The organism is Prochlorococcus marinus CUG1415 (assembly GCF_017696015.1).
Lineage (GTDB): Bacteria > Cyanobacteriota > Cyanobacteriia > PCC-6307 > Cyanobiaceae > Prochlorococcus_A > Prochlorococcus_A marinus_AE.
This window is the reverse complement of record NZ_JAAORL010000001.1, coordinates 869,897-892,730: the sequence shown is the minus strand read 5'-3', so window position 1 is coordinate 892,730 and position 22,834 is coordinate 869,897. Positions and strand designations below refer to the sequence as shown.

The window sequence follows — 22,834 nt, the reverse complement described above, 5'->3', positions numbered from 1 at the left end:
AGAATTATTAAATGATTATCAAAAAAAAAATTGTTAGTTCTAACACTCCTAACTTTTACTCTAATGAGATGATTATTACAAAAAAATCTCTTATAGAAAATCAACTCAAATATACCTATCAAAAACAGTTAATATCAAATCTAGATTATAAGCACAAGGAATGGTCAAAATTTGTTGGCAGTTAGTTTTAAATGCTTTCATTAATTATATTTAAAAGTTTGTTTCTTTTATTAGTGTTCTTTTCTTTCCAATGAAGTGTTATTTCATCATTAATAATGGGCTTTGTTTCATAAGCTAAATACCAGAGAATAAATCCAGCAGGTAATATTAAAAATTGCATAATAAAAATTAGTTGACTTAAATCAAATATAGTGCAACACTTGTAATGTGCAAGTGTGACACAAAGATTTAATTATTATGCCCTCTCCGAGAAAAAGAATTGGGTTTTTGCCGAGTGAAGAAGTTCACGAAATTATAGATAAAATATGTAGAGCTAATCAATTTAGCCAATCAAAAGTTACAGGCTTATTGGTTGAAGAAGCATTAAGGTCCAGAGGAGTATTAAGCGACTCTTTCCCTTCTAAAATTAGTGATAAATTAAATTTTACTAATGATTCCTTTGAACAAGAAACATTTTCTACAAATAATAAATCCTTTAGTAATAGTGATGTTTATAAAGTAAATAAAAAAGCATTCTCCGAGGATATCAAAATGATGCATGAATTTATTGAGTTTAAGTATTTTAAGAAAGTCATGAAGCGAAATAACAATATTTATGAATAGAAGTGTCACACCTGTGATGTTTATATGAGATTGCTTTTCAAAGAAATTTAGAAATTAAGCAATACTAATTATTTATAAACTATTTCTAATCAACTTCTTAAAGAGGGATACAAAAACAAATTGAATCTTTAAAATTCAGCGGACTAAATTCTCGTGGAGATATGAACCTTAGCCCGTTTAAAAAAATAGCAATAAAAAATATAAATACAATAATTATGTAAATTTACTTTTGATTTAAGATTGATATGTAAACCTATAAATCTAAATGGCAGTAAGTAAATTAAATGAAGACACACAGGATCAAATATGTGATCTTCTTGAAAATCTTCAGCAAATAGAGAAACTTAAAAATAAAGATATGCGAATTTTGATTGATAAGATAGTTAGAAAATATGGAGGAAAAGTAGTAAATAAATGAAACGCTTATTAATCCCACTATTAGCTTTTTTTACTTTACCAAATATTGTTCATAGCTCCCATTTGTATAATCATAGAGAACTTATAGTCACTTCAGAAAGCACTAAGGAATCTATCGAGTTAGCAAAATACCTTAATGATAATGGTGTAGTTAAATATTCAGCATATTGGTGTCCTAATTGCCTTAATCAAAGTGAACTATTTGGTAAGCAAGCTTATAAGGAACTTAATGTAGTTGAATGTTCAAGAGATGGCATAAATAGTCAAACTCAATTATGCATTGATAAAAAAATTAAAGGGTTTCCTACATGGGAAATAAATGGGAAACTAATTTTAGGTGTACTTTCACTAAAAGAGTTATCAAAGTTGACTGGATTTAAGAATTAAGGAACAATTAAGAATATTAATTGTTAGATATTAAACGTTAATTCTTGAGTCCCTTTCATACACCCTCCAGCTGTATAATTAATTAATTTTTTGATATTAATCCGATACTGATAGCAACTATTCCTATATCAAATAAAGGTCTGGATATTTTGCTTGAGATGAGATATTTCATTGAATATTTATAACCATTAATAATAGGGATTATGAAATTATTACGTGGATTTTTTTGTTATTAAGAAAAAAATAACAAGTAACCCTAAATATATCTTATATTTAAAATATTTTTTAAATATAAGATATCTTGAATATCCTTAACCAATAAATTCTTATATTCCGTTCTTTCAGTATTTTTTAGTTTGTATTTGACAGTCTTATTTTATTAATATGATAGTATTCTTTTCTTTTTATGAAAGATAAAGAATTTAATGTTACTCAAGGAATGGTTTTGCTACTTTTGAAGCCAATAAACATACCCGCTAACTACGTCCTTAAACTCATAATTTACATAACTAAACCTAGCAACAATATTGGTTATCAAGAGTCTTCTCAAACAAGTTTGGTTCTCCTCCAACCTTGATAGATTAAATTTTTCCAATCATCTCTAGCTTTATCAACTTTAAGTTATTCTCTGGTTTTCATAAGAGTTGGTTCTTTTACTAAAACACCAATATTTTTTTCAGAGTCAATAAACATATATTCAAAAAATTATCTTTATTTTGCTTATTCTTTGAAAATCTATTAACGCTTGAACGGTTAGACTTTATAAGTCAAAAATCTTCTTTCAATCTTAATTATTTTATGTTTTCTCAATCGGAGCCATTGTTAATCCTTTGCTGAAGAGTTGTTCATGATATAGCTCTGCTTGTTCAAGATTACCTCTCCATACTTCCGCAGATCCTGTCTTGTCAACTTTGATGGTTAGATCCCATGCCCTTTTTTCAATCATGCCTGGGATTATTGTCAGAATACAATTTGCGACATGTTGAAAAGTATTAAAACTATCATCCAGAACTATTACCCTGGCTTCTGGATATTTTGCTTTAGATTTCTTTTGATCTAAGACTGTAATGAGTGAATTTAACATTATTGTCTGTATTATTTTAAGTTAATTAAAAATTTAGCCTAAGTTCTCTTCAATCGAAAAGTATTGGAAATGTCTCGAGCGTGACTTGAACACGCGACCTGCGGGCTATGAATCCGCCGCTCTAACCAGCTGAGCTACCGAGACATGGGAATATTGTAAGGCATTGGTTGTAATTAATTACCATTTTGAAAATTTATTTGTTTATGGGCCTCATATATAGCGATACCGCATGCTACGGAAAGATTTAGACTCCTAACACCTTTTTGATCATTGTTTCCAGTTTGTAAATTTGGCATAAATATTGATATTAAAAAGTCACTTTTATCAATAATGTATTCTGGTAATCCTGAATCTTCTCTCCCAAATAGCAAAATATCATCTTCCTGAAATTTAAAATCCTTTAAATATATCCCATTTTTCTTACTAAAAGAAATTATTCTTTTTGTTTCTTTTGACGCCAAAAATTTATCAAAATTCCCATACTTATTAACGGTAACTAGTGGCCAATAGTCTAATCCTGCTCTTTTTAAATATTTATCTTCTAGTTTAAAACCTAAGGGCTCTATAAGATTTAAAGGTATATTAAATGCAGCACATGATCTGGCTATATTACCAGTATTTTGAGGGATTCTAGGTTCAAAAAGAGCGACTTCCAATTTTAAGTAGGTATTTCTATACTTATTTCATCTATTTTGATTGCTCTGCCGTTTATTGCCAGCCAATTATCTTTTGATATTTTGGTTACTTTCTTTTGAAGCTCGCCAATTCTTTCAATATAAGTATTACCAATTTTATATTCAGAAACCAGACTCCAACCTACTTGTTCGCCAACAATAAATGTTATGCTTTTTCTTCTCATTAAAAGACCTATAAGTAAATGCATCTTCGTTGACCATTCATTATGATCTTTCCCAATACTTTCCACAACAAATCCGCCAATCGAATCTATTAATAATGGACCATCTTCCTGATTTAATGTATTTAATAGATCTGCCGTTTCTATTAATTTCCAATCATTTGGCCTTCTTTTTCGATGTAAATTAATTTTTTCTTGCCATTCTTTATCATCAATATTGTTTTCAGATAAGGCAACGTATGATAATTCTTTTACATCCTTTGCCAAGTGTTCTGCGAATTCACTTTTTCCACTCTTCGTTCCACCCGTAATAAAAATAATGTGAGATATATTATCTCTGTTAATTAAATTTTTGGCATTCATAAGTTCTCTATTATTTAGAGAAATACCACCATGTAGCTAGAGGGATAATAGTAGCAGCAATTAACAAACCAATAACTATATAAGTAGCAGTTGAACTCTCAGTATCTTTTGATCTCATAGTGTTAAAATTTGGATCAACTACAGGGTTATCAATAGATGAAGGCTGACTTTTTTCGTAATTTATAATGGTCTTTTGTTGAGTAATACCAAAAAATTTATTTATACTACTAATTTCTGTTGCGTATGTAGTTGAGGGAATAAGAATAAATATTAAGCCAGTAACTATAAGCGAAAGTATATATTTATTGATTTTTAGTTTCATTTTTTAAGGTTTTGATTAATTATATATTAAAACCGATATGTTTGAGTATTTTTAAATGTACTAAACAATATAATATTTGCATAATTTAAATAGTATTAACATATTTAATATATGGGATTAAATGGGAAATCTCTAATAATAATCGGTGCAATACTCTTTATTTTTCAGATAGCAAATTTCATTTCAATAGAAACAATTACTCCTGAGCTTGAAAGAGCACAAGTATTAGCTGCAATAGCATCATTAATTATTATTTTGATAGGTTTTTTATTTAAACAATTCGAACCTTTAGCTGGTGAGAAAGCTGATTTAAAAGGAGAAAATAAGTTTCTCTTCGATAGAACCATTCCGGATGAAGTTATTGATGAACTTGCCTGGGGTTCTGAAGCTATATTAACTTCTACAGCAGCAGCAGCAATATTAATCCACAATGATGGCGTAAATATATTAAGAAGAGGAATCACTTCAAGTAATGAATTTAAACCTGGGGAAACTTGCCTGAGATCCATAAAAGATATGAAATTAATATCATTAGCAAACACTAAATTTTATCCCGGAAGAGATGAATTTTTTAATTTTTGTGCCGATATTCCATCTATCTTAGTTGTACCTATAAATACGAAGGCTTTCATATTGATAGGAGGATGGAGTGCTAAATGTTTTACTAAATCTGATGAAAAATGGATAAATAACTGGTCTAAGAAAATTAATAATATTTTTTCAAAAAATAATATTTAAAAATAAATTATTGATTTAACTCTTTTTTCATTTGATTTAAAACTTACTGAATCTGTGTTTAGATTGTAGTAGGCGTTTTCTGACTTTATTTCATATTTATTCTCTTTATTTTCATCCTTTATTATGTATTTTACTGGATTGAAAAATTCAATTATATTATCTGGTCCCAACTTGGCTTTTCCAGAATTCAAGATAATATTTTGATTCTCAAATCTTATATTACCCTCTAATAGATAGTTAGTTTTTTCTATATTCCAAATAAAATTATCTGCATATAAAATATCCTCATCTTTCTTAAGAGTTTTTAATTTAACATTCCCTTTCAATTTTAGGAGTTTATTGTTGTCTGATAAAGTAGATTCTTCTGAACTAATAATATATTTAGTTTCTTCCCCATTGAAAATATTTATGATAGGTTTTTTTAAATCGAATTTTAATTCAATATTGTCATAACTTGAATTTGGACTGGAAATTGAATATATTTTATCTCCACTTTTAGAGAAAATATTCATATCAAAACTGTCTATTTTTTGTATTACTTTTTTTTCTTCAAATACAGTTGGGGCACAACCAAGCACAAGTAATGGAAGGAAAATTATTAATCTATAAATGTTGCTCATACTCCAGTTTATTAATGATTGGAGTGGGTTTAGGAAGACTTGAGTTACTAACTAATAATCCCCAACTTAATTGTTGTTTCCAAGGAATTTCCTCTCTGTATATAGAACCCAGTTGTTCATTAATTCTTGAAGATAATTCGGGCAATAAAGGTAGTAATAATAATCCTATTATTCGGGTACTTTCTAATACGTTATAAATAATTTTTTTTACTAGAGGTATATTATCATTCTCTTTTATTAACATCCATGGCTGATTATCATTCAAATATAAATTTGTATTAATTGCTAGGCTAAGCACTTCATTAGCGGCTAGATCTAATTTGTAGATATCAAAATTATGCATATAGTTTTCAACTGCAATTTTGGCATAATCCTCTAATTTATTTTCACTTAGAATTTTTTCATTATTTGGCACTTTATTATCAAACCATTTTCTAGACATAGATGATGTTCTATTTAATAAATTACCAATTGTATTAGCTAAGTCATTATTGATAATGTCAACAAATCTCTTATCTTGAAAATCTCCATCATTTCCTAGTGATATGTCTTTAATGAGGTACCACCTTACAGGATCATTTCCATATTTTGAAAGCAATAAGTCAGGGTCGAGTACATTTCCCAAGCTTTTGCCCATTTTTTGCCCCTCTCTTGTAAGGAACCCGTGGCCAAAAACTTTTTTAGGGACTTTCATATTGGCAGAAATGAGCATTGCAGGCCAATATACAGCATGGAACCTAAGTATATCTTTACCAATTAAATGAACATCAGCTGGCCATCCTCCATTAATTGATTTTTCTAATGATTGATCTTTTGCTTCAGAACTAATGGCACTTACATATCCAAGTAAAGCATCAAACCATACATAAAAGGTATGATTATCATAACCAGGGACAGGAATTCCCCATGAGACATTTGTTCTTGAAATTGAAAAATCCTTTAAACCTCTAGAAACAAAATTTATAATTTCATTCTTTCTTTCTATTGGCTCTATAAAAGAAGGTTCGTTGATTATTTTCTCAATTTCTTTTTGATATTTCGAAAGCTTAAAAAAGAGATTCTCTTCATTTTTCCATTCTAGATTTTTTTGATGTATGGGACACTTGTATGTTGATGAGTTTTCTGGATTGTCTTTAAATTCTTCACAACCGACACAGTACCAACCTTTTTGTACTCCCATATAGATATCATCTGATGCTTTTACTCTTTCATAAAATTCATTAACAACAACTTCATGATTTTTTGAGCTTGTCCTTATAAATTTATCAAAGGTTATATTCCAATTTTTCCAATTAATATTAAAGATTTCTGAGATTTCATCACAATGTGATTTTGGTTCAATACCCTTTTCATTAGCTGTTCTTTGTATTTTTAAACCATGTTCATCAACACCTGTGATGAAAATAACATCTTCACCTACAAGCCTTTTATACCTAGCTATTGAGTCACAAATTATTGTTGTATATACACTTCCTAAATGAGGTTTATCATTAACATAGTATAAAGGGGTAGTAATGACAAAAGTCATAAAGCATTTTTACTAATACTAACAGATATTTTTTAAACTAATAACAACCTATTATATTTATTATATTATTAATAAATAAACTCTAAAAGATTACTATCATTTATAATATATTTAACTTTATATATTTTATTACTATATATTTCTATTGATACAAAAAGAGTAATAAGTATTTCTAGTGAATAATCTGGGAAATAAACCAAAGCAATATTTCTTTTATGATTAATCCACTTAACAAATATTATTTTATAGAAAGGTTTTTTTTCATTCTTAAAAAATAATGTTAAATACTTAAATTTGTCATTTTTAAAAATATTATTATTCTCTGTTTGTCTATCCTTTGAATAATCAATAATCTTAGAGACTGCATTTATACTTAGGAGTTCATAATTATTAATTTTATTATATACTTGTCTTTGTATAATTAAATCAAGGTATCTTCTTAATGGCGAAGTGCATTGTACATACATTTTAAGGCCTAATGATTCATGGATACTCGACTTAGTTGTTATATAACTTCTCCCCATATATTGCTTTAATATTATATATTTAATTTCACTATCATTGTATCTATTAAGTATTTCAGATGGATTGCAATTTAATTTCTGAATCCTAAATGCAGCCGCTAAGTTATATTTATCTAGAAATAAACTTGTAACATAACCCATTAATATCATTGATTCTGCAACTATAATTTGTGATATTGTTTTCTCTAATTTATTTAGTATAACTTTATCCTTATATAATTTAATTTTACTATTAGGACTATCAAAAATAATTGCTCCTTGTTTCTTTCTGAAGTCAATACTTTTTTCTAATAAATTTTTAATCTCAATTAATTCAATTTCTTCTTTAGGTTCTAATTCTAATATTTCATTTGCATCTTCATATGTTAATTGATATTTTGGTTTTATTATTGCTTCAATTATTTCATAATTATTTACTGATCCATCGTCATTGAATTCTATTGCTGCACTAATAGTTTCTGAAACTTTATTTTGAGCTAGATTTGCCTTTTCAAGAATATCTTTTGGTAGCATTGGGACATATTGATCAATTAAATATAAACTGCTATTTCTCCTTCTTGCATCTAAATCAACATTAGAGTCATGCAAAAAGAGTTTGCATGGATTACTTATATGTATCCATAAATTTTTTATATTTCCTTCTTTTTTTTCTAAAGAAATAGCGTCATCAACCTCATGTGGATCATCAGAGTCAATAATATATGTTTTTAAATTAGTTAAATCTTTCAAATATTTGAAATATTAATTATAGTGCCAACTATATTCAATATGAAATTAGCCTTCAGGATTTACGAAGGGTAAAAGAGCTACAATTCTGGCTCTTTTTACAGCTAATGTAAGATCTCTTTGTTGCTTTGAGGTTAATCCAGTCATCCTTCTTGGTAAAATTTTACCCCTCTCAGTTATGAATTTTTTTAGGAGTTCTACATCCTTATAGTCAATAGGATCTCCAGGTTTGATAGGTGATAATTGTTTTTTAAAAATTGAATTAGGCATGATTTGATTTGATTACTTTATTTCTTTATGAATTGTCATTCTGTTTAAATGAGGATTAAACTTTTTTAGTTCTAATCTTTCAGTAGTATTTCTACGATTCTTTTCAGTAGTATATCTTGAGACACCATTTGATCTCTTAGGATCTGTGCTTGTCCTGGCTTCAGTACATTCCAAGGTCACTACAACTCTTGTCCCTTTTTTGGCCATTTTAATTAATACTTTATTGTATAATTTTCTATTGTACATCTTCAACAAACTTTTTTGAAGATATACTCATTTCTTTTATCATCATTGATTAAAAAATATATATGAAAGTTTCTCAAAATTGGTTAAAAAATTTAGTAGAAATTACTTCTACTCCTGAAGATCTCTCTGAGAAATTGTCTATTGGTGGATTTGAGGTTGAATCATTAGAAGATTGTTCAGAAAATGTAAATGGTGTTGTTTTAGGTAAGGTTTTATCTGTTTTAAAACACGAAGGATCTGACAAACTCTCAATTTGCCAAGTCGATATTGGTACTTCAAAGAATTTACAAATTATCTGTGGTGCGCGAAATATTAAACCAAATATTTATGTTTATGTTGCTACTGTCGGTGCGAAATTAAATGCAGTTGATTTAACTATTAAAAGAAGTGAAATTAGAGGTGTCATGAGTGAAGGAATGATATGCTCTCTGCAGGAATTAGGATTAGAAGACTCTAGCGAAGGGATAGAGATCATTGATGAAGATTTAGCCTTGAAACATGAACTTGGCACTCCAGGGGCTGAATTGCTTCAGTTAAATGATTTTATATATGATTTAGCCATTACAGCTAATAGACCTGACGGAATGTCGGTTATAGGTATAGCCCGTGAAATTTCTGCCCTTTTAGAATCCACATTCAATTTTCCAGAATTAAACCATAAATACAATATTCATTTACTTAAGGGAATTAAACTTTGCCCAGAGGCTATAAAATCTAATTGCATTTATACAATAAGCTGCATTGATGGAGTAAATGGAGATAAATTATCGCCAAAATGGCTTAAAGACCGTATAGAAAAATCAGGTATAAAATCGATTAATCTTATAGTGGATTTAACAAACTATATTCTTTTAGAGCAAGGACAACCTTTGCATGCGTTTGATAAAGAAAAACTATCTAATTTAATTGGAAAGGATGTTTCTCCTGAAGACTTCTCTGTGCGAAAAGCCAAGGATAATGAAAGCCTTGTATGTTTAGATGGTAAAAACTATGAATTAAATGAAAATATTACAGTAATTACTTGTTGTGATAAACCTGTTGCTATTGCTGGGGTGATAGGTGGGTTAGAGACTTCTGTAACCAATACTACCTCTTCTATTTACCTTGAAGGCGCTGTTTTTAATCCAGTTACTATAAGAAAATCTTCAAAGGCGGTTGGCATTAGAACAGAATCTAGCAGTAGATATGAAAAAGGGATTTCATCAAAAAATACAATAACTGCAGTTACTAGAGCTATTAATCTTCTAGAAGAATATTTTTCTATTAATTTACCAATGATAAATACTTCGAATTTAACAAATGATGAGGAAATTTTTATTAAATTACGTAGAAATCGAATACATAAAATTCTTGGTCCATTAATCATTAACGATCAATTTGAAAAAAGAAATTTATCTGATACTGAAATAGTTGATAAATTAACACTCATAGGTTGTACTTTAAAGAATAAAGAATATGGCTGGGATGTAGCAGTAATTCCTAATAGATCACAAGATTTAATCAGAGAAATAGATTTAATTGAAGAAATTGCGAGATTAATAGGCTATGACAGATTCGACTTGAACCTTCCTAATCCAATTAAGCCTGGGAAATTGTCATCAGAACAGTTGGCATTGAGAAAAGTAAAAAATGGGTTTACAGAAAATGGTTTTAATGAAGTACTTAGCTACTCTCTAGTTCCAGAAGATAAAGAAACACTTATAAAGATTTCTAATCCTTTGTTATTAGAAACTAGCTGCCTAAGAAATAATATCTGGAAAGAACATTTGGAGATTGTAAACCGGAATATAAAAGCTGGACAAACAAGTTGTTATATATTTGAAATTGGAAATGTTTTTCATAAGAATACTGAGTCCATTCAAGAAGAAGTACTGAATGGTGCAATTTATGGCAATAGAAAATTTGGAAAATGGGTAAATTCGGATAAGGATAATGATCTTAATTATTATCAGGCTAGAGGAAAGTTAAAGGAAGCCTTAGCATGTTTGAATATAAAAATTGACGATAAACCTACTGACTCATTTGATTTTCTACATCCAGGAAGAACAGCAAAATTAATTATTGAGGGTAAAGATGCAGGTTATTTTGGAGAAATTCATCCAAAATTAATACTAGAAAAGAAGTCATTAAAAAAAGTTTATTTATTTAGCATTAATGTAGCTAACCTCTTGGGAGCTAGTACAAGAAAAAATAAATGGATTCCAATATTTAAGCAATACCCAATTGTTCCGAAAATGGAAAGGGATATTAATTTTGTTTTCAGTAAGGAATTTTTAATTAGCGATATAACTTCAGAAATAAGAAAAACAGGAAAAAATCTTTTAGAGGATGTATATTTAATAGATGTTTTTAAAGATATTAAACTTGGGGAGGATTATATAAGCTATACATTTAGATTATCTTATAGAGATAAAAATAAAACATTACTGGACTCAGATATTAATTCAATACACTCAAGCATTATTTCTAAAGTTGAAAATAGTTTTAATACAAAGCTGAGGAATTAACTATACTGATAGTCTTATTTGAGACTATTAATGAGTCTAATCATAATTCTTATATAAGATAAGCAATAATCCTGTAAAACTGATTAATGTTGTATTATATGACTCATGATCAATTTTTTGTCTCTATTGCTATCTTCTGTTCTTTGGGTACAAGTCCCTCAGTGGGCAGATGATTGGTCGAAATGCTCTATTGATGTACCTGATGCATCATGCCATTGGTATATAACTGCTCCCGATAATACTTTTGGGGAAGGATTTGATTGGGCTACTGCTTCTTGGTTTGATGTTAACGGATTAAGTGATGTTCCTAGTATTGATAAGCAAACTGCCATTCAAAAGCTTCAATCCAAGTAGTACTGTCTATAAGACAGTACTAATAGATATAAAACTCTTTTATAGCAGTGATTTATAGTCATCCTTTATTCTCTGGACATAGAGAGGACATGATTCATTGATTTATTAATCAATTTAAATAAAATTTCATGTTTACAGAAGTTTTCAAATAAAAATGTACTAAGTAAATCAATTGATTTATTTATCTTATTTCTCTATTTTAAGACTAGGTATTAGACTAATAGTTAGTCTCATGTAAGAATTGCTATACAGATAAATTTCTTATAACTCGACACGGTAAATTCTATTTTAATTTCTTTTTATTCAAAATAAATGTTTATTTAAATTTGGACTAATAAATAAATGGATGAAGGCCTGCAATTTAATAAGTAACATTAATCTTATATTAGACTAATAAGTAGACCTGTATTTAGTCTTATATGAGAATTAGTATACTATCTCCTCCATAGTTTTTTTATGAATTGATATTCTTCATTTATCATCCTCATTTGATCTGTTGAACATCTTCCGCATTTGGATGCGTCTCTAAGGCTTATGTTTAAATTAGCTTTTTCTCTATATTGATCGTTATTTGAAACTATTTTATTTTAAAGATATTTCATTAACTTCTTTTTTTAACGTCTGATTTAATTAATAGCAATGCAGTATTTTCATCAATTTTTAAATTTACATTATTATTCTTTTTCTCGCTAAAGTCTATTTCTAGCTGTTGGCTATTAGGTAGAAAATCATCTTCTTGAATAAGTTCTGTTAATAACTTTTCTTACAGCTCCTATAGCTCTATAACCCCACTATTATCGTAATTGATCAAACCTAGAAATTATTCCTTCAGGTAAATCTATTGAAATTCATTTAGTATTTGAATCTTTAGGTATATTCAATAATCTTATTCTTAAATAATAAGGAATTTATTTAATTTTATTCAAAATCAATTGAAAGTCTATATTGAATATTATCTTTAATTCTAAACCTACTTATCTCAATGCCCCAATTTAATTAATTATCTTTTTATAATAATAATAAAATGCTTAATTGTTATTTCAAGTCATCAAAAGAAAAAAAGAGCTTTTATCAACATAAGAAATTAGAAATGCTCAATTATATTAAAGATTCTCTTGAACGTAAGATTGCTTCTGTAACAGCTTCTATAGAAGTTCTAGAAAGCCAAATAAGCAGAGATAAAGAACCTGAAGTTATTAATTAGTATTCAAACAAAACATTCTAAAAGTTTTTCTGGGCCAAATTTTTTTAAATAATTAATATCCGATTTTTCAGTTACTAGTAAATACCCTGCGAACCCTAAACCGTTAATACTGAATCCATGGATATTATCATTACTTCTTTTTATAATTGCAATCCATTTATTAGTTATTAAAAGATTGTATGGATATCTCGGTTTTCTATCCTTAATAGGGTCCCCAAGTCCTAATTTCTTACATAATTCTAAATACAATTCTAAAAGAGATGATGAATTTTCTAAAAAGTTAAATTTGGATACGATAATATTCTTTTTAAGCTTACTATCACAATCTTTAACTAATTTCATTTCTAAAAACCACTTTTCTCTTGGGCAAGATATCTCATCTTTAGATCTACGTAGAAGTTGAAAATGCCTGTGAGGTTGACTTGCTCCTGCAATAGGAGAACTGTTAAAAAACCATAATCCACTAGTATCTTTATTAACTTTTTTGATCGCATTCCAATCATTAATATCTATCCATCCATTTTGAGGTTGCCAACTATTTGTTATTAGTAAAATATGCCCTTTTTGTACAGGGTACTTATTTAATATTAATTGATGATTATTATCAATTTTGTCGATTTCTAGTATCTTTTCCCATGGACTAAATGGATTCTGCTTAGGACCGTAAAGTTTTTTTTTATTAAATTTTGAAGTATCAAGCTTTCTAATTATGAAGTCATCTTTTTCATATAAATCGCTTGTAATAATATCAGTTTTGAGTGGATATAATGATTCATCATCAATTGATAATCGAGTTTGTTCTAATGCTTTTTCCCAAAATATTTCTAAACTCATTTAAAAAAAGTTATCATAATCATTCTAAAAAAAATAATAAATTTGTAATTACTTTTTATTAAATTGATATTCTTTCAATTTTTTTAGAGGTACTGATTCTAAGACTATAATATTTGTTGATTCTAATATTACTTTTGGTGCTAGTCCGTCTAATAATGCTTGCTTCCACCTATCAAGACAAATACACCAATGATCTCCATCCTTTAGTCCTGGAAACGAATAAATAGGCATGGGAGTTATTAAATCATTACCTTGTGATTTACTATATTTCAGGAAATTATCATCCATTACACAACATATAGAATGATTCCCACCATCATTTTTGTCATAGTTGCAAAATCCATCTCTGAACCAGCCTGTCATAGGTGCACAATTACAAAGCTCAATTTTTTCTGCTAAGACATTCAATTGAATTTGATTATTCATAGTCATAGATTTTTTTTAAATAATAATAAAACACCAACATTTCTTAAAAAAAGGTTGACGAGTATGGGGGGTGAGGAGGTAATAATTCTAATAAGGTTTTTTTCATTATGGATTGGGACTTTACTGAAAACATAGCATTTAAAGCTCTTTATGATGCTTTTAAAGATAGTGAAGAAACTTCCGCATTAGAATTTTTATCTAGTGATGGTGCTTCATACTATCTTGAATTAACGCAAGATGCAGCAGGTGAGGGACTTGATCTGGGTGATAATGAAACAATGGAAGAACTTCAGCAAGAAATTATTGAATATCTAGAAAACAACTAAAGATTTAGCTTAAGCGCTGAAATATTTAGCTTTTGAGTGTAGTGAAATGATAGCTGTAGTACTTTGTTCTGGATGAAGTTGTTCAGATTCATCCATGGTCAAGTTAATTCTTTTTGCATCCAATAATGATAATTGTATGTTTGAATCAGATACTTTTGGACATGCAGGATATCCAAATGAAAATCTAGCTCCTCTATATTTTTGAGCAAGTATTTCTCTATTTTTGTCTGGCTCTTCAATTCTAAACCCACATTCAATACGAATTAATGCATGAATATACTCAGCCAGAGCTTCTGCTAATTGCACTGTAAGTCCATGGAATAATAAATAATCGCTATATTTATCTTCTTTAAATAATTTTTGAGAATATTCACTAGCAATTTCACCCATTGTTACTGCCTGCATAGGAAATATATCTATTGGTTTATCATTTTTTAAATCACAATAGAAATCAGCTATGCAAAGATTATTGCCAGATTTTTGTCTTGGAAAATTGAATTGGGAAATTTTATTTAATGATTTATCATCAAATAAAAAAATACTATTATCTTTTCTACCACATCTGAAATATCCATAAACTGCTTTGGGTGAAATAAGTTTTTTATCTACAATTGTCTCTAACCATTTATCTAACAATGGATTAGCATATGAATCCAAATAGTTATTGTATTCTTCTACGCTTTGGTTTTTCCCTTTTTTTATTTGCCATTGACCACTAAATAGAGCTTTTTTATCTAAATAAAAAATTAACTTATTCAAATCTATATTGACATCATTTATGACTTTCGTTCCCAAAAAAGGAGGTTTAATGGGTTCTTCTTCATTTATAAATTTAGATCTTATAAAATTTTCTTTTAAATTTAATTTATAAGTCTCATTGCTTATGGACTTTGATTTATTAACCACTTCAGAGTTGGTTTTTGATGAAGCTAAATTAATATCTATACCCTCATTATTAATAAATCCCTTTGTATTTGACCAGTTTCCCTTTTTTTTATTATCCATATATTCATTCATAAATTTTAGATCAGTGAATGCATCTTTTCCGTACAATATTTTTCCTTTATATATTTTGCTGCAGTCTTCATTTACAAATTTTGGCGTTAACGCTGCGCCTCCTAATATGACAGGTACACTAATATCTTCATTGTTAAAAGCCTCTAAATTATCTTTCATAAATGCAGTTGACTTTACAAGTAATCCGCTCATAGCGATGCAATCTGCATTGTGCTTCTTTTGTGCATCTATAATTGCAGAGACATCTTGCTTTATTCCAAGATTTATTACGTCATAACCGTTATTTGTAAGTATTATATCAACCAAATTTTTTCCAATATCATGAACATCGCCTTTGACAGTGGCAATTAAGAGTTTTCCATTAGATCTATTTTCATCTACAGTTTCCATATATGGTTCTAAAATTGAAACAGCAAATTTCATTGTTTCAGCAGATTGTAGTACGAATGGCAATTGCATTTGACCCGAGCCAAATAAATCGCCTACAACTTTCATCCCATCTAGTAAAAATGTATTTATTATTTCAAGAGGTTTATATTTTTTTAACGCTTTATTTAATTGATCCTCTAAACCAATTTTTTCTCCATCAATAATATGATTTTTTAAACTTTCTTCCAGAGTTAAATTTTTATTTTCCGAAGATGCTTTTTTGAAATCCTGAATAGATAAATCTTGAAAAGCCTTTGTTAGTTCCACTAATGGATCATAAGTACAAATATCATCTTTAAATTCTCTTTTGTCATATATCAAATCCAAGCAAAGCTTTTTAGTTTCTTCGGGAATTTTTGATAATGGCAAAATTTTATTTGGGGCGATGATAGCAGAATCCAATCCTGCATTAATGCACTCATCTAAAAATATTGAATTTAAATTAATTCTAGATAATGGTGATAGACCAAAACTTATGTTCGAAATCCCTAATATAATATGTATTTCTGGAAAATTTTCACGAATTTTAGAGATAGCACTAATTGTCTCTTTGGCATTTAATCTATCTTCTTCTATCCCAGTTGATATTGGTAGTGCTAATGGATCAAAAAAGAGCTCATAATCTGATAAACCACATTCTCTGGTTCTATTAATCGCTCTTTTAACAATGTTATATTTTTTATCTGAATTCCTAGCCATTCCATCTTCATCAATAGTTCCTACAACAAGCCCTGAACCATAACCTAAGGCCAAATTAAGAACTTGATCAAACCTTTCATCACCGTCTTCGTAATTGGTGGAATTTATAATACATTTACCGCCCGCTGACTTTAATCCACTTTCCATTTTGTCAGCATCTGTAGAGTCGATCATTAATGGTAAATTTATATTGGTAACTAGTCTTGAAGTTATTTCTTTCATATCTTTCACTCCGTCTCTTCCCACATAATCGACATTTACATCAAGAACGTGTGCATTTTCTTTTTGTTGTTTCTTCGCAATTGCAACTAAGCCATCCCAATCGTCGTTATTTAATAACTCTCTTACCTTTTTAGATCCACTTGCATTTAATCTTTCTCCTACTATCAAAATTGAGTTGTCTTGTTTGTATGGCACAGAATTATATATTGATGATGCAGAAGGAATAAAACCGCACGATTTATTTTTACCATTGTTGTTAGTTCTTTCATTATCGATAATTTCATCGATTATTGAAGAAAGATATTTTATATGTTCAGGTGTTGTCCCACAACATCCACCTATTAATTGAATATTAAAGTCATATATAAAATTCATTAACTGCATCTTTAATTCTATTGGCGTTAATCTGTAGTGAGCTACACCACCAATATTTTCTGGAAGACCTGCATTGGGAATACAGCTTATAGCGAAGGGAGAATTTTCAGACAAATATTTAATATGTTCTTTCATTTGCTCTGGACCAGTTGCACAATTAAGTCCAAGGATATCTATATTAAACGGCTCTAATATTGTTAGTGCAGATGCAATATCAGATCCAACAAGCATAGTACCTGTTGTTTCCATTGTTATAGATACCATTAAAGGTATATCTATATTTTTACTTTCAAGAATTTCTTTTGATGCTAATAAGGCAGATTTAATTTGTAAAACATCCTGACAAGTTTCAATCAAAAGAAGATCAACTCCTCCATCTATAAGACCATAAATTTGTTCTTTATATGATTGCTTTAATTCATCAAAATCTATATGTCCTAAGGTGGGTAATTTAGTTGTTGGTCCAATTGAACCGGCAACAAACCTTGGTTTATCAACTGATGAGTATTTGGTGGCAGCTTTTTTTGCTAATAATGCCGCATTTTTATTTATCTCATAAGCCTTATCTGCAATATCATATTCATCAAGAACTATTGATGAGGCTCCAAATGTATTAGTTTCTATAATATGACAACCTGCTTCTAAAAATGAATTATGAACCTTTTCAACCACCTTTGGCGATGATAAAACAAGGTTTTCATTACATCCCTCTAATTCTTTTCCTCCAAAGTCATCTGAAGTAAGATTTAAGTTCTGAAAAGATGTTCCAGTACCTCCGTCAAAAATAATTAATGGTTTTTCATCTCTATTTAGATAGGCTCTGAAAGATTCCATTGTTAGGTAAAAATCAATTTATTGTAGTGAAATTCTTGTTACCCAATTATCATAGTCTTGAGAACGACCTTCTGTTATTTCTATAAGCTTACTTTTTAATTTATTCATTATTGGTCTTTTAACATTTAATTCAGTTGATTCAATTTTTTTAACTGGTGTAATTTTTGCTGCAGTACCAGTTAGAAAAACTTCATCTGCTATTAATAATTCTGTTTTATCAACAGGCCTTTCAATTACATTTATTCCAAATGATTTTGCTAATTCAATTACACTAGCTCTAGTAATCCCCTCAAGGATATCTTGATCAACACCAGGAGTGATTAAGTCTCCATTTCTTACAATAAATAAATTCATACCACTAGCTTCGCTTACCTTACCATTTGAATTTAATAGCAAGGCTTCATCAAAACCCGATAAACTAGCTTCTGTTTTAGCTAATGAACTAGTAATATATGCTCCACTTATTTTTCCTCGCAAGGGGAGAGATCTATCTTCTTGTCTAGTCCAACTACTCATTCTACAAGAAACACCCTCTGGTGATAGATAATCTCCTAGTTCAATACAATAAATAAAGAAATTTGTTTCAATATTGTGTAACCTTGGAGCTATACCTAAATCGCTTGTATATACAAATGGTCTTATATAAATAGGTTTTTCTGGCTTGTTTCTTTTTATAACTTCTTCTAAGGCTTTAAACATATATTCTTCAGAAATATCAGTTAATAGTAATTTTGCACTTTGAGATAATCTTTTTATGTGTTTTTCAGTTCTAAACAAAAGGAATTCTTCTTTATTTGTAGGGTTAGGTATCGCTCGCATTCCCCCAAATGCAGCAGTACCGTAATGTAGTGCATGAGTAGCTATTGATATTTTTGCTTCTTTAAATGGAATACATTTACCTTCGAACCAGGCGTATGGAAGAAATTCATGCATATTCAATTTAATTAATTAAGGTAAACTTGTTTTATCCTACTTACTTATTCTAAACCTTATTTATATATAAAAATGCACAGGATATTAAATATAGCAGGAAATGAAAAGAATAAGGATGATTTAATTGAGCAACCAGTAGCTGATTTTATTTTTATAACTAGTGTCAAAGCAGATTTAAATCTAATATCAATCTTATTGTTAGAAAAAGAATTTGCTTCATTAAAAAATAATCTAAGAGCTTTAGAAATTTCTAATTTAAATTCATCAGCTCAAATAGATAACTATCTATTAAAAACGATTAATTATGCAAAAGTTGTCGTAGTTCGATTATTTGGAGATAAAGGTACATGGAACTATGGAATTGAACAACTTTTAAACTGGCAATCAGTTAACAAAGAAAGAAAGCTAGTAATCCTATCAGGAACCTTTGACCAGGAATTTTCCTTATGTGAAATAAGTAGTATAGATAATGATATTGCATTAAATATTTCTAAATTACTAAGATCTGGAGGTCTGGATAATTATAGACAATTTCTTAATTGTTTAAATTATCTGCAGTTAGATGAAGCATTAATCCCTGATAAGTTTTTGAATATTACTTGTTATGCAGATCCTTATTTGTATGATTGGAAAATTGAAAAAGGTGAAAAGATAGGAATAATATCCTATAAGTCACTTTTTTTGGCTAATGAAATTGAAGTAAACGAAAAACTTAACTTGCAGTTAAGAAAATGCGGACTATCCCCTAAAACATTTTTTATTTCAACACTAAAAGATCATATTATTCAAGAGAAATTAATAGACATTTTTAAAAAACAAGATATTAAACTAATAATTACCACAACTTCATTTTCTTCATCTCAAATCAAAAATAATGATTTAATTGAAAGTTCAACAAATATTTTTACTTCTCTTAATATCCCAATTTTACAGCTTCTTTCTTCTAATAAATCAAGAAAAAATTGGTTAAATTCATCCATTGGAATGAATTCCTCTGATTTATTAATGCAAATAATTATTCCAGAATTTGATGGAAGAATTACTACCTGTCCTTCAGCATTTAAAGAAATAATTTCAAAAAAAAATACACTTTACACTGAAATAACTAGTTATAAAGCTGATCAAGTTGGTATTAAATGGATTTCAAAATTTGCATCAAATTATGTGAAACTTCAGAATCTTAATAATTTTGATAAAAGAATTTGTTTAGTAATAAGTAATTATCCAGTAAAGAACGGAAGAATCGGTAATGGCGTTGGTCTAAATACACCATCTTCAATAATAAATATTCTTAATTGGTTAAAAGAAGAAGGTTATGACCTTGGATCTTGTAATTATCCTCAAGATTCTTCGGAATTAATGTCAATGCTTATAAAAACTAGAACTAATGATATTGAATCTCAAAATAATAAACCATTAGATTACTTACCACTTAGTGAATATTTAAAATATTGGAATTATTTAGAAATTGATCCCCAAAATATTATTGTTAGTCGTTGGGGTAAGCCATCTGATGCGATCGATTTAGATAATAAAGGTTTCTCAATAAATGGTATTAGATTTGGAAAAATAACATTATTGATTCAACCTCAACGAGGTTATGACGCTTTCACTGATAGAGATATTCATTCTCCCGATCTTCCACCTCCCCATAGATATTTAGCACAATATTTTTGGATTGAAAAAGTTTTTAATGCAAATGCTATGTGTCATATTGGTAAACATGGGACTGTTGAATGGTTACCTGGTAAATCTATAGGTCTCAGCAATAAATGTTTTCCAAATATTATTTGTCCCGCAATACCAAACATATATCCCTTTATCGTAAATGATCCTGGAGAAGGATCCCAAGCTAAAAGAAGAACTGCTGCAACAATTATTGATCATTTAACCCCTCCTTTGGATAGGTCAGAATTATATGGAAAATATTCAATATTAGAAAATTATTTAGACGAATATTTTGAAGCAAAATTATTAAATTCTAATCGGATTGAAATAATAGAAAATTCGATTTTTGAATTAATAAAAAAAGATTTTAGCGAAATTACTTTAAAGAATAAAAATAATCAAATAGAAGAAATTGATTCCTTTCTTTGCAAAATTAAAGAATCTCAAATTAGGACAGGTTTGCATATTTTTGGCAATAGGCAGACTGACATTAATGAAATAAATTTATTCTTGTGTATTGCTAGAGTACCAAATACGAACCGAATTGGTGTTATTCAATATATAGCAAAACATTTAAAACTAGATTTTAATCCTTGGACAAATCAATATGATCAAATGTTAAGTGAAAATGATAAAAAAATATTATTGACTTTTTCCAACAAAAATATTTTAAACTTTAGAATGGCTATTGATTTTTTGGAACAACAAGCAAAGTATTTAATATATTTGTTTTTTTACAAAAAGAATACCAATATAAAAAATCTAGAAAAATATAAAAATCAGAAAATAATAGACTATTTCTTTAATGAAAAAAAACACAATAAGTATTTTTTATTATTAAAAAAAGAGATTCTAATTCCAATCATTAATTCTTCATATAATGAGAAATTATCATTTATTAATTCATTAAAGGGACAATATGTAAAAAGCGGTCCATCTGGAGCTCCTACGAGAGGTAAAACTGAAACTTTACCCACTGGTAAAAATTTCTTTTCAATTGATTCGAGAGGACTGCCAACTGAATCAGCATGGAGTGTTGGTTGTCAGTCTGCTTCACAAATACTTGATTTATACAAACAAGATAATGGAGAAGATTTAAAAAATATAGCAATATCTGTATGGGCAACATCCACAATGAGAAATGGTGGTGAAGACATTTGTCAAATACTATATTTATTAGGAGTACAGCCTATTTGGGATGGGCCTTCAAGAAGAGTAGTTGATCTAGAAATCATTCCTTTATCTGTTCTCGAAAGACCAAGGGTTGATGTTACTTTAAGGATTTCGGGAATGTTTAGAGATGCATTTCCACAGTTAGTTAAATTAACTTCTAAAGCAATAAATCTTGTTTCTAATCTTAATGAGGATGATAAATTTAACCCTCTTGCTGGGGCATCAAGGGATGGTGATTCAATTAATCGTATATTTGGATCAGCGCCAGGTTCATATGGAGCTGGTCTGCAAGAACTAATTTCTAATTCTAATTGGGAAAATATTGATGATTTTGGAGAATCTTTTCTTAATTGGAGTAAGTGGATTTACAGTGATAATCTTGAACCTATAGAGGATAAAAAATCATTAGAAAATGCACTTAAAAATGTGCAGTTAGTTGTTCATAACCAAGATAATAAGGAACATGATATTTTAGATTCTGACGATTATTATCAGTTTCAGGGTGGATTATCTTCAGCAGTAAAAAAATTGAGCGGTAAATTTCCTGAAATGTATCATGGTGATTTATCAAAATTTGGATTATCCAAGATTTCAAAATTACAGGATGAAATTAATAAAGTTGTTATATCAAGGATACTTAACCCTAAATGGATAAATGGAATGAAGGATAATGGTTATAAAGGAGCGTTTGAATTTTCAGCTACACTAGATTACTTATATGCTTTTGATGCTTCTACAGAAGTAGTCTCAGATTGGTGTTATGAGGAAGTTTATAAATCATGGTTATGTGATCTGGATCTTAGGAATTTCTTTCTAGAGAATAATCCATGGGCTTTAAGAGATATTGCACAAAGATTTCTTGAAATTGTCAATAGAAAAATGTGGAATAATTGTTCATCAGATGTCATTGAAAATTTAAAGAACATAATTATTAATACTGATTCAAAAATTGAAAAAAACGAATTCTGA

General features: G+C 28.8%; 23 protein-coding genes and 1 tRNA gene. 9 read left to right on the top strand and 15 right to left on the bottom strand.

Annotation, left to right across the window (positions count from 1 at the left end):
• Nucleotides 1-187: 187 nt before the first annotated feature.
• Nucleotides 188-340, bottom strand: a complete 153-nt coding sequence (locus HA143_RS05065; protein ID WP_209083736.1) for a hypothetical protein — start codon at nt 338-340, stop codon at nt 188-190.
• A 77-nt stretch (nt 341-417) separates the two neighbouring features.
• Between HA143_RS05065 and HA143_RS05060 the strand changes: the two genes are divergently transcribed.
• The 4 genes from HA143_RS05060 (at nt 418) to HA143_RS05045 (ending at nt 2,164) form a co-directional block, all read left to right on the top strand.
• On the top strand, nt 418-783 hold the full coding sequence (locus HA143_RS05060; RefSeq protein ID WP_209083734.1) for a hypothetical protein: 366 nt from the start codon (nt 418-420) through the stop codon (nt 781-783).
• 265 nt (nt 784-1,048) lie between these two features.
• Entirely contained in the window at nt 1,049-1,201 is a 153-nt protein-coding gene (locus HA143_RS05055; RefSeq protein WP_209083725.1) for a hypothetical protein, read from the top strand.
• The gene (locus HA143_RS05050; RefSeq protein WP_209083723.1) at nt 1,198-1,587 is read left to right on the top strand and encodes a hypothetical protein; all 390 of its coding nucleotides are present in this window, start codon (nt 1,198-1,200) and stop codon (nt 1,585-1,587) included. Before HA143_RS05055 ends, HA143_RS05050 begins: the two co-directional genes overlap by 4 nt.
• A 406-nt stretch (nt 1,588-1,993) precedes the next feature.
• Entirely contained in the window at nt 1,994-2,164 is a 171-nt protein-coding gene (locus tag HA143_RS05045; protein WP_209083721.1) for a hypothetical protein, read from the top strand.
• A gap of 219 nt (nt 2,165-2,383) precedes the next feature.
• Here HA143_RS05045 and clpS read toward each other — a convergent pair whose 3' ends face one another.
• From clpS to HA143_RS05020, 5 genes are all read right to left on the bottom strand, one after another.
• Complete coding sequence (gene clpS / locus HA143_RS05040) at nt 2,384-2,671, bottom strand: ATP-dependent Clp protease adapter ClpS (RefSeq protein ID WP_209083719.1); 288 nt, start codon at nt 2,669-2,671, stop codon at nt 2,384-2,386.
• Nucleotides 2,672-2,741: 70 nt separating this feature from the next.
• Nucleotides 2,742-2,815, bottom strand: a tRNA-Met gene (locus tag HA143_RS05035).
• A gap of 29 nt (nt 2,816-2,844) precedes the next feature.
• Nucleotides 2,845-3,327 (bottom strand): tRNA (cytidine(34)-2'-O)-methyltransferase, encoded by a 483-nt coding sequence (locus tag HA143_RS05030; RefSeq protein WP_209083717.1) that lies wholly within the window; start codon nt 3,325-3,327, stop codon nt 2,845-2,847.
• Nucleotides 3,328-3,329: 2 nt separating this feature from the next.
• The gene (locus HA143_RS05025; RefSeq protein WP_209083715.1) at nt 3,330-3,890 is read right to left on the bottom strand and encodes a bifunctional adenosylcobinamide kinase/adenosylcobinamide-phosphate guanylyltransferase; all 561 of its coding nucleotides are present in this window, start codon (nt 3,888-3,890) and stop codon (nt 3,330-3,332) included.
• A 10-nt stretch (nt 3,891-3,900) separates the two neighbouring features.
• Nucleotides 3,901-4,212, bottom strand: a complete 312-nt coding sequence (locus HA143_RS05020) for a fusion glycoprotein F0 (protein ID WP_209083713.1) — start codon at nt 4,210-4,212, stop codon at nt 3,901-3,903.
• A gap of 111 nt (nt 4,213-4,323) precedes the next feature.
• On the opposite strand from HA143_RS05020, the gene HA143_RS05015 reads away from it, so the two are divergent.
• Entirely contained in the window at nt 4,324-4,950 is a 627-nt protein-coding gene (locus HA143_RS05015) for a cofactor assembly of complex C subunit B (protein WP_209083711.1), read from the top strand.
• Here the strand turns inward: HA143_RS05015 and lptC are convergent.
• The 5 genes from lptC to rpmG all read right to left on the bottom strand — a co-directional run bounded on the left by lptC (nt 4,947) and on the right by rpmG (nt 8,825).
• Nucleotides 4,947-5,570, bottom strand: coding sequence for an LPS export ABC transporter periplasmic protein LptC (gene lptC, locus HA143_RS05010; RefSeq protein ID WP_245210857.1), 624 nt, complete (start codon nt 5,568-5,570; stop codon nt 4,947-4,949). The genes HA143_RS05015 and lptC overlap by 4 nt on opposite strands.
• The gene (gene metG / locus HA143_RS05005; RefSeq protein WP_209083709.1) at nt 5,554-7,098 is read right to left on the bottom strand and encodes a methionine--tRNA ligase; all 1,545 of its coding nucleotides are present in this window, start codon (nt 7,096-7,098) and stop codon (nt 5,554-5,556) included. The genes lptC and metG overlap by 17 nt, the downstream gene beginning before the upstream one ends.
• 68 nt (nt 7,099-7,166) lie before the next feature.
• Complete coding sequence (locus HA143_RS05000; RefSeq protein ID WP_209083707.1) at nt 7,167-8,351, bottom strand: ribonuclease catalytic domain-containing protein; 1,185 nt, start codon at nt 8,349-8,351, stop codon at nt 7,167-7,169.
• A gap of 45 nt (nt 8,352-8,396) precedes the next feature.
• Entirely contained in the window at nt 8,397-8,618 is a 222-nt protein-coding gene (gene rpsR / locus HA143_RS04995; RefSeq protein ID WP_002806014.1) for a 30S ribosomal protein S18, read from the bottom strand.
• Nucleotides 8,619-8,630: 12 nt separating this feature from the next.
• On the bottom strand, nt 8,631-8,825 hold the full coding sequence (rpmG, locus tag HA143_RS04990; RefSeq protein ID WP_002805540.1) for a 50S ribosomal protein L33: 195 nt from the start codon (nt 8,823-8,825) through the stop codon (nt 8,631-8,633).
• Between the two features lie 101 nt (nt 8,826-8,926).
• Between rpmG and pheT the strand changes: the two genes are divergently transcribed.
• Nucleotides 8,927-11,371 (top strand): phenylalanine--tRNA ligase subunit beta, encoded by a 2,445-nt coding sequence (pheT, locus tag HA143_RS04985; protein WP_209083705.1) that lies wholly within the window; start codon nt 8,927-8,929, stop codon nt 11,369-11,371.
• A 105-nt stretch (nt 11,372-11,476) separates the two neighbouring features.
• A complete protein-coding gene (locus tag HA143_RS04980; RefSeq protein ID WP_209083697.1) occupies nt 11,477-11,725 on the top strand; it encodes a hypothetical protein in 249 nt (82 codons plus the stop codon).
• A 1,207-nt stretch (nt 11,726-12,932) separates the two neighbouring features.
• Here the strand turns inward: HA143_RS04980 and HA143_RS04970 are convergent.
• On the bottom strand, nt 12,933-13,763 hold the full coding sequence (locus HA143_RS04970) for a DUF4922 domain-containing protein (protein WP_209083693.1): 831 nt from the start codon (nt 13,761-13,763) through the stop codon (nt 12,933-12,935).
• Between the two features lie 48 nt (nt 13,764-13,811).
• Nucleotides 13,812-14,195: a DUF2237 family protein gene (locus HA143_RS04965; protein WP_209083691.1), complete on the bottom strand. Its 384-nt coding sequence runs from the start codon at nt 14,193-14,195 to the stop codon at nt 13,812-13,814.
• A gap of 101 nt (nt 14,196-14,296) precedes the next feature.
• Here HA143_RS04965 and HA143_RS04960 point away from each other — a divergent pair, with 101 nt between their 5' ends.
• Complete coding sequence (locus HA143_RS04960) at nt 14,297-14,515, top strand: hypothetical protein (RefSeq protein ID WP_209083689.1); 219 nt, start codon at nt 14,297-14,299, stop codon at nt 14,513-14,515.
• A 9-nt stretch (nt 14,516-14,524) separates the two neighbouring features.
• Here HA143_RS04960 and metH read toward each other — a convergent pair whose 3' ends face one another.
• Together metH and HA143_RS04950 are read right to left on the bottom strand one after the other, a co-directional pair.
• Nucleotides 14,525-18,091, bottom strand: coding sequence for a methionine synthase (gene metH, locus HA143_RS04955; RefSeq protein WP_209083687.1), 3,567 nt, complete (start codon nt 18,089-18,091; stop codon nt 14,525-14,527).
• Nucleotides 18,092-18,109: 18 nt separating this feature from the next.
• Nucleotides 18,110-19,024, bottom strand: a complete 915-nt coding sequence (locus HA143_RS04950) for a branched-chain amino acid transaminase (RefSeq protein WP_209083685.1) — start codon at nt 19,022-19,024, stop codon at nt 18,110-18,112.
• A gap of 72 nt (nt 19,025-19,096) precedes the next feature.
• On the opposite strand from HA143_RS04950, the gene cobN reads away from it, so the two are divergent.
• Nucleotides 19,097-22,834 carry a cobaltochelatase subunit CobN gene (cobN, locus tag HA143_RS04945; RefSeq protein ID WP_209083682.1) on the top strand — a complete coding sequence of 1,246 codons (3,738 nt, stop codon included), beginning with the start codon at nt 19,097-19,099 and terminating at the stop codon, nt 22,832-22,834.